Consider the following 14,058-nt stretch of genomic DNA (forward strand, 5'->3'; position numbering starts at 1 on the left):
TTATTTCTCCACCTTTTTCTTCGAGTAATCTCGTTTACGAGGTGCAATTAACGATACATCGACGTCCTCATAGTGGAATGCAGGTTTTTGGTTTTTCCCTTTGAACGTAGCCATCGTTGTTTTTAGGAATTCTTCATCATTTCTTTCTGGGAATTCCGGTTTATAGTGTGCGCCTCGGCTTTCATTCCGGTTGTAAGCCCCAATCGTAATGACGCGTGCCAGCTGAAGCATGTTGTCAAGCTGACGCGTGAAGGCAGCGCCTTGGTTGCTCCATGAAGCTGTATCGTTGATGTTAATATGCTTATAGCGCTCCATCAGTTCTTCAATCTTCTGATCTGTTTTTAAGAGCTTCTCGTTGTAACGAACCACTGTAACGTTGTCCGTCATCCATTCTCCAAGCTCTTTATGAAGCACATATGCATTTTCTGTGCCATCCATGCTAAGGATGTTGTCCCATTTCTCCTGCTCTTTCTTCACGGCACTGTCGAATGTTGCAGATGATAAATCTTCTGCAGACTTTTCAAGACCGCTAATGTATTTCACAGCATTTGGTCCAGCAACCATTCCACCGTAAATCGCAGAAAGCAATGAGTTTGCACCAAGTCTGTTTCCGCCGTGCATAGAGTAATCACATTCTCCTGCAGCAAACAAGCCTTTGATATTCGTCATTTGATCATAATCAACCCATAAGCCGCCCATTGAATAATGAACAGCCGGGAAAATTTTCATCGGAAGCTTACGCGGGTCATCACCCATGAATTTTTCATAGATTTCAATGATTCCACCAAGCTTAATATCAAGCTCTTTTGGATCTTTGTGAGAAAGGTCTAGATACACCATGTTCTCTCCGTTGATGCCAAGCTTTTGCTCCACACATACGTCGAAAATTTCACGCGTTGCAATGTCACGCGGTACAAGGTTTCCGTATGCTGGGTACTTTTCTTCTAGGAAGTACCAAGGTTTTCCGTCTTTATATGTCCAAACACGTCCACCTTCACCACGAGCTGATTCACTCATGAGACGCAGCTTGTCATCTCCTGGGATCGCTGTTGGGTGAATTTGAATGAATTCTCCATTAGCATAATGAGCACCTTGCTGATAAACGATCGATGCAGCTGATCCGGTATTAATCATGGAGTTCGTTGATTTACCGAATACGATACCAGGGCCTCCTGTTGCCATGATGACAGCATCTGAACGGAAGGATTCGATTTCCATTGTCGTCAAGTTCTGTGCGACAATGCCTCGGCATACTTCCTCGTCATCTAAGACAGCGCCAAGGAATTCCCAGCCTTCATATTTCGTCACAAGCCCCGCTACTTCATAACGGCGAACCTGCTCATCTAGTGCATATAATAACTGCTGACCTGTTGTCGCACCAGCAAATGCTGTACGGTGGTGCTGTGTTCCCCCGAAACGGCGGAAGTCCAGTAATCCTTCTGGTGTTCTGTTAAACATTACACCCATACGATCAAGTAAGTGGATAATGGACGGCGCTGCTTCACACATTGCCTTTACTGGCGGCTGGTTAGCTAAAAAGTCTCCGCCATATACCGTGTCATCAAAATGCTCATAAGGTGAATCTCCTTCACCTTTTGTATTGACCGCTCCGTTAATTCCGCCCTGTGCACAAACAGAATGCGAACGTTTCACAGGTACGATTGAAAATAGTTTAACAGCTGTTCCCGCTTCTGCTGCTTTGATAGTTGCCATGAGACCAGCTAAGCCGCCTCCGACAACGATGATGCTAGAATTACTCATTGTAGCCCCTCTCCCTCTTCTACTAATCTATTTCCTCTTAAACAAAAGCGAAAATTGCTCTTAGCCCTACATATGAAAGCGCTATAAATATACCTAATGTCACATATGTGGAGATTCTTTGTGAGCGTGGTGAAACTGTAATTCCCCAGCTGACAGCAAATGACCACAAGCCATTAGCAAAGTGGAAAATAGTAGATAAAACGCCGACAATATAGAAACCTAGCATAAATGGAGAGCTTAAAATATTCGCCATCATGTCATAGTTTACTTCAGCTCCAAGCTGCGCTTGAATGCGTGTTTCCCATACGTGCCAAGTGACAAAAATCAATGTGATGATACCTGTAATCCGTTGCAGTCTGAACAACCAGTTTCTTAAGTAACTGAAGCGAGACGTGTTGTTTTGTGCCGTAAAGGCTATGTACACCCCATAAACAGCATGATAGATCAGTGGTAAGAAAATCACGAACAGCTCAAGTGCATATCTGAATGGAAGCTGTTCCATAAAGTGTGCAGCTTTGTTAAACGCCTCTGGTCCATTCGTCGCAAAGTGGTTAATCACTAAGTGCTGTACTAAAAATAGACCGACCGGAATGACGCCAAGCAAAGAATGCAATCTCCGATAAAAAAATTCTTTGTTCCCCGACATTACTTTACCCCCTAGTAAAAAAAGTGCAATTGCTTGAAAATTGTCTTACCCCCGCTTCTTTCAATTGTAAGCACTTTATTCAAATTTATTGACAATTTCATTTTACTCCTATGTCAAAAAAGCGTCAAGAAACCGCGTACATAAATTAAAATTTTCCGAAATTTAAAAGTTTTAAATCAAAATTCGTTTTACTACAATAAGAATTTCTTAGACTTCAGGGAAAACTCTGTCATCATATGCCCACATAAGCTATAATAAATTGTTGAAAGAGGGGAGCCATACAATGAATAAATTCGAATCTAACTTAGAACAGCTAAAAGAAATTGAAGTCAATGGATTTGCCTACGAGCTGATACGCGAAGTTCTGCTGCCTGACATTCTTGGTCAGGATCATTCATCTATGATGTATTTTGCGGGTAAGCTGCTTGCTCGTAAATTTCCTCAAGAGTCATGGGAGAAGATCCCCGAATTTTTCCATGATGCCGGATGGGGAACTCTCACGATGGTCCATTCGAAAAAACAGGAAATTGAGTTTGAGCTCGAAGGTTCACTTGTATCGAATCGACTCAGCTATCAAAAGGAGCCATGCTTTCAAATGGAAGCAGGTTTTATCGCTGAACAGATTCAGCTGCTCAATGAGCACGTGGCTGAATCCTATGAACAAGTAAAAAAGCGTGCTGATAAAGTCATTTTGACCGTTAAATGGGATTTAAGAGACCCTAGCTAACACTGCTTCTGAAAGGCGAGGACTTCGTGTCACGCCTTTTTTATATGCCCTTCTATCATAGCACAGTTGGCGTACCGGTTTACGCATGTTTTTCTTTCTTCATATGCTGATGATTTCCAATATAAAAAAGAGGTGTATCTTTTCATGGGATACACCTCTTTTGAAGATTTAAGAATGAGCAGCGGCGCTCACCTTTGATAATTCAAACGCATCATGAAGGGCTTCTACAGCTTTCACCATATCTTCACGATCAACGACTGTTGAGACTTTGATCTCAGACGTACTGACCATTTTCACTTGAATGTCTTTTTGAGCTAACACAGCGAACATTTCAGCCGCAACGCCTGGGTTTGAAACCATACCAGATCCCACGATGGATACTTTCGCTAATTTGCTTTCTGTCTCAATCTGCTCGTAGCCAAGCGCCCCTTTATATTCTTCTAATACTTCAACTGTTTTGGACAAATCATCCGTTTTGACAGAGAAAGAGATCGACGTTTGATTGGTGCTTGTGACAGACTGAATGATGATATCAACATTGATATTTTGCTTTGCAAGTGTCGTAAAAATCGTCGATAGCGTTGTTAAACCGCTTGAAAGGCCACATACCGTCACGCGTGTCATCTGATCTTCAAATGCAATGCCTCTTACAACTAAATTTTGTTCCATGGATGATTCCTCCTCAATTAACGTACCCGATTCATTTTCAATACTAGAACGGACTTCTAGTGGGATTTGATAATTTTTCGCAAATTCGACCGCTCTCGGATGCAGCACACCTGCTCCTAAATTGGCTAACTCAAGCATTTCATCATATGAAATTCCTGCAAGTTTTCGCGCAGACGGCACATAACGAGGATCTGTTGTAAACACACCTGGTACGTCCGTATAAATATCACATTTGTCCGCTTTGAGTGCCGCAGCTAGTGCCACTGCTGTCGTATCTGATCCACCACGCCCAAGTGTTGTAATATGTAGATCATCCGCAATTCCTTGGAAACCTGCTACAACGACGACTTTTCCCGCACTCAGTTCTTCTTGGATTCTTGCTTCATCGATGTCCACGATTCTTGCATTTCCGTGTACCTTCTCTGTTTTCATCCCAGCTTGCCAGCCTGTAAAGGAAATGGCATCATAGCCTTTTGCTTGGAGCGCCATCGCTAATAATGAAATGGTCACCTGCTCACCAGTTGTCAGTAGCATATCCATTTCTCTTTTGCTTGGATCATTTGTGAGTTCTTTCGCTAGGTCTACTAGAACATCCGTTGATTTGCCCATCGCAGACACAACCACGACCACATCATTTCCTGCTTCGCGTTCAGCGATGACTCTCTCTGCGACATTGCGAATTTTTTCTGTCGATCCAACAGATGTTCCACCAAATTTTTGTACAATTAGTCCCATGTCTACCACCCTTTTTCAAAAGATCACGTGTGAGAGAAGAGGCTGCGGAGATTGCTCTCTGCACTGCAAATAAAAAAGCAATGAGAGAACAAATCTCCCATTGCTTTAAAATCATCATCAAACGATGCAAACAATGAGATAGCCCTCCAAGAAATACATTCTTGACAGCCCTACATTTCTTCAATGTACAGCCAGCGAATAAAATGAGTGGATTTTATTCACTTCGGCGACGCTCCCCTTTCAGCCCTCTTCCTAGATCCCCTCGATCTCTGAAGGCTTACTCTTGAAGTTCGCACCTCTATCTTCAACAAACAACACGTTCATTTATTAAATTAGTCACATCTTAACAGACTTTTGGAAAAAGTACAATCTATTTTTTTAATGCCTCCATTAAAAGTTCAGCCGTTTGTTTCGGAATACCAGCGTCCTGAAAATCCTGGATAGAGGCTTCTTTCATCTTTTTCACAGAGCCAAAATGTTTAAGCAACTGCTTTTTACGCTTTTCTCCGATACCTGGGACATCGTCTAGAATAGACTGAAAAGCATTCTTCCCGCGCAGCTGCCGGTGAAAACTAATCGCAAATCGGTGCACTTCATCTTGAATACGCTGCAATAAATAAAAGGCCTGACTATTCCGTTCCAGCGCAACAATTTCAAGCGTATCACCCATCATAAGATTCGATGTCCTGTGTTTTTCATCTTTCACAAGACCTGCCACAGGAACAGACAGATTTAATTCATTTTCGAGCACATCTATGGCTGCGTTGATTTGTCCTTTTCCTCCATCGATTAAAATCAAGTCAGGAAGCGGCAGTTCATCTTTTAACACACGGGTATACCGCCTTCTAATGACTTCACGCATGGAAGCATAATCATCAGGCCCCTCAACGGTTTTAATTTTATATTTTCGGTATTCCTTTTTATACGGCTTCCCGTCTTGGAAGACAACCATAGCGGATACGGGGTCTGCTCCTTGGATATTGGAGTTATCAAAAGCCTCAATCCGGTATGGCATATAAATATTGAGTGCATCACCAAGCTGCTTCACTGCACCAATTGTCCGTTCTTCATCGCGCTCTATGAGCGAGAATTTTTCTTTGAGAGCAATTTTGGCATTTTGGTGGGCAAGTAAAAGCAAATCCTTCTTCTTTCCTTTTTTCGGCTGATGAACATTCGTTTCAAGCAATTGCTCAATCATCTCTTGATCGACGCTGTCTGGCACCAAAATTTCCTTCGGCAGAAAATGGTTGTTCTTTTCATAAAATTGCCCCATAAACGTAAGGAACTCTTCCTCAGGGTCCTGATACATAGGGAACAGGCTGACATCACGTTCAATCAATTTCCCCTGTCTGATAAAGAAAACTTGGACACACATCCAGCCTTTATCATAGGCATAGGCAAAGACATCTCGATCTGATAAATCACTCATCGTCATTTTCTGTTTTTCCATCGTTGAATCGATATAAGCGATTTGATCTCTCAGTTCTTTTGCCCGCTCAAACTCTAAATTCTCAGCAGCTTCCTGCATCTTTTCGGTGAGTTCTTTTTTGATTTGCTGATGACCTCCGTTTAGAAATCTTGTGATTTCATCGACGAGCTGCTTATTCGTTTCTTCAGAAATGTCATACACACACGGAGCAAGACATTGTCCAAGATGATAATAAAGACAGACTCGGTCAGGGAGTGTCGCACATTTTCTAAGTGGATATAAACGGTCGAGCAGCTTTTTCGTTTCTCTTGCTGCTTGTACGTTCGGATATGGACCGAAGTATTTCCCTTTATCCTTTTTCACATTGCGAGTGACAATCAGCTTAGGGTGACGTTCATTCGTAATTTTAATAAAAGGGTACGTTTTGTCATCCTTGAGCATGACATTGTATTTCGGGTCATATTTTTTGATTAAATTCAGCTCTAAAATAAGTGCCTCAATATTTGAAGAGGTGACAATGTATTCAAAGTCTTCAATTTCACTGACAAGCCGCTGCGTTTTGGCATCATGAGATCCTGTAAAATAAGAGCGGACCCTATTTTTTAATACTTTTGCCTTTCCCACATAAATGATCGTATTTTGTCTATCTTTCATTAAGTAACAGCCTGGTTGATCAGGTAAGACTGACAGCTTTTCTTTGATCAATTTGTTCATATTTTCATCCGTCCTTGTTTTCCGCTTTCACTCCTTCTAGTGTATCACGAACATTTGTTTTATACCACGATGAAAGAAAAGCGGCTCTCGACTATACGAGAACCGCTTTTTGAGATCATGCCACGCGGGCATAGATCGGTTTATAGATGTTTGTTTACAAGCTCAGCTAGTGCTTCTTTTGGTTTGAAACCAACAGACGTTTCGACGACTTCACCGTCTTTTAAAACAAGAAGTGTTGGGATACTCATAACGCCGTATTTACCAGCAGTTTCTTGGTTATCATCCACATCAATTTTAACAATTTTCATTTTATCGCCCATTTCTTGATCAAGTTCTTCAAGAACTGGAGCAATCATTTTACAAGGTCCACACCAAGGTGCCCAAAAGTCTGCAAGAACAACACCTTCTGCAGTTTCTTGTGAAAATGTTGCGTCAGTAGCTTTTACGATTGCCATTATTCATTCCTCCAATGTAAATTATGCTTTTTAGTATAGCATCTACCAATGTGACTTGCGAATGAAATGCTTACGAATCATTTTTTATGAAATGAATTAAAAAACAAACCGTATAATCGCACCAATAACAACAATCGCACCAATGATCATCAGAATGGTTCTAAGCATATGACATGACTCCCTTTCCGCTTCATTTACAATGTATGATGCCCCAACATTCTTCTCATCAAACATTGAAATATGCGATCAAGCCAGATCGACAGTCAACATGACAACCGACATAGGCGGCAGATCAATAGTCAGCTCGCCGTGCTTAACAGCAAATTGCCGAAAGTCCGCAGGCTGAACGGAATGAGGATCATCGAACGTATTGTGTGCATTCATCCGATCAGCAGTCAGTACACGGCCAATGACCTTCGTTTTTGCATCGATTCCCTCTATCGCAAGAGATACGTCTGCTTTTTCATGGGGATTCACATGACATAAACTAATATGCATCTTGTCAGTTGAGCGCGAGGCTGACATACTGACTTGAGGGATTTTTTCACCCCGGCGTTCATACGAAGGCGCATTCAATTCTACTTCAAGCGCTTCTTCTTCTTGATGCACTTGAAACATGTGAAATACATGATAGGTTGACGTAAGGAGCATCTTTTCGTCCTGCGTTAACACCATCGCTTGAAGCACATTGACGGTCTGGGCAATATTCGCCATATGAATCCGCTGGCAATAGCGATGAAAAATATGAAAATGTAAGGCACAGACTAGAGCATCTCTTAATGTGTTTTGCTGATACAAAAACCCTGGATTTGTCCCCGGTTCTGGATCATACCATGTCCCCCATTCATCAATAATCATCCCGATTCGCTTGTTTGGATCATAACGATCCATGATTTTTCCGTGTTCCACGACAAGCCGCTCCATTTCATACGCCTTTTTCAGCGTTGTAAACCACTCATCCTCATCAAAATCAGTCGCTGACCCTTTTTTCTCCCATGTTCCTGGGACCGTATAGTAATGCAAACTGAGCCCATCCATCCAAGGCGCTGCACGCTCCATTAATACTTTTGTCCAATTCACATCATTTGAATTCGCACCGCATGCAATTTTGTAAATGCGCTGACCAGCAAATTCTCTCACATACGTTTGGTAGCGTTTATATAAGTCTGCATAATACTCTGGCGTCATATTTCCACCGCATCCCCAGCTTTCATTGCCTACACCAACATACGTCAGCTTCCACGGTTCTTGTTTTCCATTTTGAATGCGCCAATCCGACATAGGTGTCCCCTTAGGAAATGTGATATATTCAATCCATTCTGCTAATTCTTGAACAGAGCCGCTTCCAACGTTTCCACAAATATAAGGCTCACATTCAAGTAATTCACACAGTCTCATAAATTCATGTGTACCAAACGCATTTGATTCAACGGTGCCACCCCAATGAGTATTCACCATCGGCTTTCGTTCACTCAGATCACCTACACCATTTGCCCAGTGATACTCGTCTGCAAAACAGCCACCCGGCCACCTAAGCACCGGGATATGTAATGCTTGAAGGGCCTTTAGCACATCAGTACGAATCCCTTCAACATGATCAATCTCTGAATCTCTCCCTACCCAAATTCCGTCATAAATTCCTCTTCCTAAATGCTCTTGAAAGTGTCCATAGATGTGTTTAGAAATGCGTCCAATCACTTCATTGACTTTTACTGTCCCATTCACTTGTAAACCGCTCCTTTGTTTCGTGATGACATACAAAAAAACCCAGAATACCTAGGCATTCTGAGTGTATGAGCGTTAAGAATGGATATTCATGTTTTTTAACTCTTCATTTAAAAGCGGAACGACTTCGAATAAGTCACCAACTATTCCGTAATCAGCGATTTTGAAGATTTCAGCTTCTGGGTCTTTGTTGATCGCAACAATAACTTTACTGTTAGACATACCTGCTAAATGCTGAATGGCTCCTGAAATTCCGCAGGCAATATAAAGGTCAGGTGTAACGACTTTACCGGTTTGACCAATTTGCAAGGCATAATCGCAGTAGTCAGCGTCACATGCACCACGCGAGGCACCGACTGCTGCGCCGAGTGTTTGGGCAAGTTCTTTCAGCGGTTCAAAGCCTTCTTTGCTTTTAACTCCTCGTCCTCCCGCGACAATGACCTTCGCTTCAGATAAATCTACACCTTCTGATGTTTTTTTAATGACTTCCTTCACGATTGTTCTTAGGTTTTGAATATCGACAGAAACTGGCGTCACTTCTCCGCTGCGTGACGCATCACGCTCCAGCGGTGCCACGTTGTTTGGGCGGATAGTTGCCAAAAGCAGACGATCTGTTGAAATGACTTTTTCAAAGGCTTTTCCTGAATAAATCGGTCTAGTGAAAACAAGGTGTTCACCGGTAACGCTTACATCTATTGCATCTGAAATTAAGCCTGTTTGCAGGCGGGCAGCTATTTTGGGTGACAAGTCTTTTCCGATCGATGTATGACCGAAGAGCACTGCATCAGGATTGACTTGATCTAATATTGCTTGAAGCGCCTGCGCAAAACCATCAGACGTATAATAAGAAAGATGCGGGTGCTCGACGATCATCACATGATCTGCTCCATAATAAAGCAGTTCATCCGCTTGGTCTTTGACGTGATCCCCTATTAAAACGCCAATTACTTCACCGCCATCAGCCACCTCGTGAGCGGCAGCAATCGCTTCAAATGTCACATTTCTTAATTTACCGTCACGACTTTCTCCAAGTACAACAACTTTTTTACTCATCCTATAAGCTCCCCCTTGTTCTCGTGATATCGTAAAGTGGATGTTTAGATGACTTTTGCTTCATTTCTTAGCAGGTCTGTCAGTTCCTTGACCTGATCCTGAAGCTCGCCGCTCAACACCTTGCCACCCTCTTTTTTCTCCGGTAAGAAACGTTCGATTGTTTTGATTTTAAATGGCACATCGTCTTCATCTAGATCTAAATCGTCTAATTCTAATTCTTCTAAAGGCTTTTTCTTTGCCTTCATGATTCCTGGTAACGATGGATAACGAGGCTCATTGAGACCTTGCTGCGCGGTGACCACTAGCGGGAGCTCGGCAGAAATCACTTCCACATCACCCTCTGCATCTCGTTCAATTGAAGCTGAGCCGCCGTCGATTTGAATACTTGTAATGGTTGTGACATATGGAAAGCCGAGTAATTCAGCAAGACGCGGGGCCACCTGTCCAGACCCGCCGTCAATCGCTACATTCCCTGCTAAGATCAAGGAAGCTTCTTTATCCTTGAAATAGTGATATAGAATCGTAGAAGCGGAAAATTGATCCCACTCCTCCAAATCATCTTCAACATTTAATAAAACGGCTTGATCGCAGCCCATTGCAAGTGCTGTTCTAAGCTGTTTCTCCGCATCTTCATTGCCCACTGTCACGACCGTTACTTCTCCCCCGTGCTCATCCCGAAGCTGAATCGCTTCTTCAATTGCGTACTCATCATAAGGATTAATAATGAACTCTGCCCCATCTTCTTGAATAGCACCAGACTGAATAGAGATTTTCTCTTCCGTGTCAAACGTACGCTTCATTAAAACAAAAATATTCATTCATTTCTCCCCCTTGTGTCGTACTAATCCCTTATTCCCCTTTAAAATTCGGTTTACGCTTTTCGATAAAAGCTTGGATGCCTTCTTTGGCATCATTCGACTGGAACACCTCACCAAACTTTTTGGCTTCCAGCTTCATTCCACCATCATATGAGTACACTTTTGTCGCATTCAATAACTCAAGCACATACTCAAGCGTTTTAGGGCTTTTCGCTGCAAATTTCGCCGCCAATGTTTTCGCTGTTTCCAGCGCTTCTTCCTCTGTTTCCGCAAGTTTTGAAACAAGTCCGCAGGCAAATGCTTCTTCTCCTGTAATCGGCTCAGCTGTTCCCATCATTTCAAGTGCTTTAGCTGATCCAACGTAGCGAGGCAGGCGCTGCGTTCCGCCGAATCCTGGGATAATACCGAGATTTAATTCCGGCAGTCCCAGCTTTGCATCTTTTGTTGCGATTCGAATATCACACGACATCGCCAGCTCAAGCCCGCCGCCTAATGCTGCCCCGTGAATGGAAGCAATCACCGGTTTTGGACATTGTTCAATTCGTTCAAACACTTGCTGTCCTCTGTCTGCAAGGCTGGCATAATCAGACTCTTCCTGCAAGGTCGTAAATTCTTTAATATCAGCACCTGCTGAGAAAAATCTACCTTCTCCATGAATGACAATAGCTCTCACTTCACTGTTTTGTTCAAGCTGATCAAACATGTCGTTGAGTTCAGTGAGAAGCTGAGAGGATAAGGCATTTGCAGGCGGGTGTTGAATCGTGATGAGTGCTGTCTGTTCGTCTTGGTGTAAGCTAAGTATTTTTTCCATGTCAATCATCCTTTTTCAATTGTCTTTAAGATTGATGTATTCCGTTTAAGAGAAGATCATGTACACTTTCTGCGAGTGCTGGCAGGTCATACTTTTGATCATTCATGACCCATGTTGTAGCGGTTTCATCAATCGTCCCAAATACCATTTGTCTCGCTAAGCGGACATCTAGATTTTGTCTAAATTCTCCTGTCTTCTTTCCCTCGGTTAAAATGGAGTCTAGCATATTTAAATACCCTTTCAGCACCTCATTGATTTTTTGGCGCAGTTCAAGGTTTGACTGCCTGAGTTCAAGCTGTGTCACAAGGGCCAAATGATGGTCTTGCGATAGCAGGCGAAAGTGTTCTCGAATGAGGAGAAGAAGCTTTTCTTTCGCAGACGGTTTCTTTTGAATATCTGTTTCCATCCGTTCGATGAATTGTCCCATTTTTTCTTTAAACAACGAGATCAGAATATCCTCTTTGTTTTTGAAATAGAGATAAATGGTTCCGTCTGCTACTCCTGCTTGTTTGGCAATCTTTGAAACTTGTGATTGATGGTAGCCGTTCTCTGCAATCACCACAACGGCTGCATCAATAATTTGCATGTACTTCGGTCTTTTCTGCTTCAATGTGCTTCGTCCCTTTCTAAATTGAATGAGCATTCATTCATAACTTTATGTTAAAAAGAAACGAGTGATTTGTCAAGTGATGTTCTTCTTTCTTTTCAACCTTTAGCATACCAGAGCAGACACGTACAATTCAAATCATCCGGCCGCTTGACCGGATGATGCTGGTTCATTCTCTCATTGATCGACTGGTTCTTCTGTTGAAGATGATTGCTTTCTTTTTTCTTCTTCAATTAACACTCTGCGCAAGATTTTCCCTACAGCCGTTTTAGGCAGTGATTCCTTAAATTCGTAGACACGCGGCACTTTAAATGAGGCAATTCTTGTTCTAACAAAACGATCCAGTTCATCCTCTGTTACATAGGCATCCTTTTTCGGGACAACAAAGGCTTTTACTGTTTCCCCTCTATACGGATCAGGAATACCCGCCACAACCACTTCTTGTACAAGCTCATGCTCATAAAGGGCTTCTTCAACCTCTCTTGGGTAAATATTATAGCCGCTCGCGATGATGACATCTTTTTTCCGGTCTACGATATAGAAAAAACCATCCTCATCCATATACCCAATGTCTCCTGTGAAAAACCAGCCGTCTCTTAACACTGCCGCTGTCTCATCCGGCTGATTCCAGTACCCTTTCATGATTTGAGGACCTTTGACGATAATCTCTCCGTGCTCATATGGCGCTTTGAGTCCACCCGTTTCTTCACAATAAATACCGGCATCTGTATTCGGCCAAGGGCACCCGATACTTCCTATTTTGTTCGCTCCCCATAAGAAATTGGCATGAGTGACAGGAGAAGTTTCTGAAAGTCCATATCCCTCCACCAGCCTTCCTCCTGTTAGTTTTTCAAAACTCTGTTTGACTTCAACAGGAAGAGCGGCCGATCCGCTTAAGCATGCGGTGATGGATGATAGGTCATACTTTTCAATATTCGGATGATGAAGCAGGGCAATATACATCGTTGGTGCTCCTGGGAACAGCGTCGGTTTCTGTTTTTCAATGGTCTTCAAGGCATCCGCTGCATCAAAACGCGGAAGAAGAATCATTTGATGACCTTCTTTGACTGCAAGGTTTAGCACGGTCGTCATGCCGTATACATGAAAGAACGGAATGATTCCAAGAATCCGCTCTTTTCCGCGGTTCGTTTTATACATCCAGGATGTACACATTTCTGTATTGGCTACTATATTTTCGTGTGTGAGCATAACCCCTTTTGGTAAACCGGTCGTTCCGCCTGTATATTGCAAAACTGCGACATCCTCTTTCGGTTGAAAGGATATTTGCGGAATCTGTTCTCCTGACGACTCTTTCATGATCTGTGAGAAATGATGAATGGAATCACTCTTCTCCACTTGGATGACCATGTTGTTTTTCCTTCGCTGGACAATCGGAAACAATATGTTTTTCGGAAATGGCAAGTAATCTTGTAATTTTGTGATGATCAAATGTTCCATACTTGTCAGCGCTTTCATTTTATAGGCCTTTGGATACAGTAGATCGAGAGTGATCAGCACCTTAGAGCCGCTGTCCTCCATTTGATATTCCAGTTCTTTCTCCGTATAAAGCGGATTGGTTTGAACGACAATGCCGCCTGCTATTAAAACCGCATAATAAGAAATCACCGATTGCGGGCAGTTTGGCAGCATAATCGCTACTCTGTCGCCTTTTTTGACACCGATGTCAATCAAGTGACTGGCTAATTTCAGTGCATCTTCTTGTAACTGCTGGTAGGTGATGTTTTTTCCTAAAAAATGAATGGCTGTATGCTCAGGTGCTGCCTCTGCGGAGCTGAATAAGTAAGATTGCAACGTTTCATTTGGGATGGTGAGTTCGTGGGGAATTTGATTCGGGTAATGCAGAAGCCAACGTTTATCTGACTGCATAAAAACCCTCCTTCCTGAACT

The 14,058-nt window shown here is 42.6% G+C and carries 12 protein-coding genes and 1 riboswitch; of the genes, 1 reads left to right on the plus strand and 11 read right to left on the minus strand.

Annotated features, from left to right (window positions below):
* Both sdhA and MHB38_RS13355 read right to left on the minus strand, forming a co-directional pair.
* Positions 1-1,761, minus strand: a complete 1,761-nt coding sequence (gene sdhA / locus MHB38_RS13350) for a succinate dehydrogenase flavoprotein subunit (RefSeq protein ID WP_008345971.1) — start codon at positions 1,759-1,761, stop codon at positions 1-3.
* Between the two features lie 37 nt (positions 1,762-1,798).
* Complete coding sequence (locus MHB38_RS13355) at positions 1,799-2,407, minus strand: succinate dehydrogenase cytochrome b558 subunit (protein WP_007501622.1); 609 nt, start codon at positions 2,405-2,407, stop codon at positions 1,799-1,801.
* 283 nt (positions 2,408-2,690) lie between these two features.
* On the opposite strand from MHB38_RS13355, the gene MHB38_RS13360 reads away from it, so the two are divergent.
* Positions 2,691-3,134, plus strand: a complete 444-nt coding sequence (locus MHB38_RS13360) for a YslB family protein (protein ID WP_202734304.1) — start codon at positions 2,691-2,693, stop codon at positions 3,132-3,134.
* Between the two features lie 168 nt (positions 3,135-3,302).
* Here MHB38_RS13360 and MHB38_RS13365 read toward each other — a convergent pair whose 3' ends face one another.
* The 9 genes from MHB38_RS13365 to MHB38_RS13405 form a co-directional block, all read right to left on the minus strand.
* Positions 3,303-4,538: an aspartate kinase gene (locus MHB38_RS13365; protein ID WP_202734303.1), complete on the minus strand. Its 1,236-nt coding sequence runs from the start codon at positions 4,536-4,538 to the stop codon at positions 3,303-3,305.
* Between the two features lie 131 nt (positions 4,539-4,669).
* Positions 4,670-4,847, minus strand: a riboswitch (Lysine riboswitch).
* A gap of 61 nt (positions 4,848-4,908) precedes the next feature.
* Complete coding sequence (gene uvrC / locus MHB38_RS13370; protein ID WP_202734302.1) at positions 4,909-6,681, minus strand: excinuclease ABC subunit UvrC; 1,773 nt, start codon at positions 6,679-6,681, stop codon at positions 4,909-4,911.
* Between the two features lie 140 nt (positions 6,682-6,821).
* Entirely contained in the window at positions 6,822-7,136 is a 315-nt protein-coding gene (trxA, locus tag MHB38_RS13375) for a thioredoxin (RefSeq protein WP_007501629.1), read from the minus strand.
* A 246-nt stretch (positions 7,137-7,382) separates the two neighbouring features.
* Positions 7,383-8,861, minus strand: coding sequence for an alpha-N-arabinofuranosidase (locus tag MHB38_RS13380; RefSeq protein ID WP_341003662.1), 1,479 nt, complete (start codon positions 8,859-8,861; stop codon positions 7,383-7,385).
* A gap of 75 nt (positions 8,862-8,936) precedes the next feature.
* Positions 8,937-9,914, minus strand: coding sequence for an electron transfer flavoprotein subunit alpha/FixB family protein (locus tag MHB38_RS13385; protein ID WP_007501631.1), 978 nt, complete (start codon positions 9,912-9,914; stop codon positions 8,937-8,939).
* 44 nt (positions 9,915-9,958) lie between these two features.
* Positions 9,959-10,732 carry an electron transfer flavoprotein subunit beta/FixA family protein gene (locus MHB38_RS13390; protein ID WP_007501632.1) on the minus strand — a complete coding sequence of 258 codons (774 nt, stop codon included), beginning with the start codon at positions 10,730-10,732 and terminating at the stop codon, positions 9,959-9,961.
* 31 nt (positions 10,733-10,763) lie between these two features.
* Complete coding sequence (locus tag MHB38_RS13395; RefSeq protein WP_008345984.1) at positions 10,764-11,543, minus strand: enoyl-CoA hydratase; 780 nt, start codon at positions 11,541-11,543, stop codon at positions 10,764-10,766.
* A gap of 25 nt (positions 11,544-11,568) precedes the next feature.
* Positions 11,569-12,153: a TetR/AcrR family transcriptional regulator gene (locus tag MHB38_RS13400; RefSeq protein WP_017358246.1), complete on the minus strand. Its 585-nt coding sequence runs from the start codon at positions 12,151-12,153 to the stop codon at positions 11,569-11,571.
* 174 nt (positions 12,154-12,327) lie between these two features.
* A complete protein-coding gene (locus tag MHB38_RS13405; protein ID WP_144739826.1) occupies positions 12,328-14,037 on the minus strand; it encodes an AMP-binding protein in 1,710 nt (569 codons plus the stop codon).
* Positions 14,038-14,058 lie beyond the last annotated feature (21 nt).

It is taken from the genome of Bacillus sp. FSL K6-3176 (assembly GCF_038003325.1).
Lineage (GTDB): Bacteria > Bacillota > Bacilli > Bacillales > Bacillaceae > Bacillus > Bacillus altitudinis.

What these genes read in the sequence shown, in the direction of transcription:
- sdhA (WP_008345971.1), bottom strand. Translation starts at nt 1,761, where the DNA reads ATGAGTAATTCTAGCATCATCGTTGTCGGAGGCGGCTTAGCTGGTCTC.
- MHB38_RS13355 (WP_007501622.1), bottom strand. Translation starts at nt 2,407, where the DNA reads ATGTCGGGGAACAAAGAATTTTTTTATCGGAGATTGCATTCTTTGCTT.
- MHB38_RS13360 (WP_202734304.1), top strand. Translation starts at nt 2,691, where the DNA reads ATGAATAAATTCGAATCTAACTTAGAACAGCTAAAAGAAATTGAAGTC.
- MHB38_RS13365 (WP_202734303.1), bottom strand. Translation starts at nt 4,538, where the DNA reads ATGGGACTAATTGTACAAAAATTTGGTGGAACATCTGTTGGATCGACA.
- uvrC (WP_202734302.1), bottom strand. Translation starts at nt 6,681, where the DNA reads ATGAACAAATTGATCAAAGAAAAGCTGTCAGTCTTACCTGATCAACCA.
- trxA (WP_007501629.1), bottom strand. Translation starts at nt 7,136, where the DNA reads ATGGCAATCGTAAAAGCTACTGACGCAACATTTTCACAAGAAACTGCA.
- MHB38_RS13385 (WP_007501631.1), bottom strand. Translation starts at nt 9,914, where the DNA reads ATGAGTAAAAAAGTTGTTGTACTTGGAGAAAGTCGTGACGGTAAATTA.
- MHB38_RS13390 (WP_007501632.1), bottom strand. Translation starts at nt 10,732, where the DNA reads ATGAATATTTTTGTTTTAATGAAGCGTACGTTTGACACGGAAGAGAAA.
- MHB38_RS13395 (WP_008345984.1), bottom strand. Translation starts at nt 11,543, where the DNA reads ATGGAAAAAATACTTAGCTTACACCAAGACGAACAGACAGCACTCATC.
- MHB38_RS13405 (WP_144739826.1), bottom strand. Translation starts at nt 14,037, where the DNA reads ATGCAGTCAGATAAACGTTGGCTTCTGCATTACCCGAATCAAATTCCC.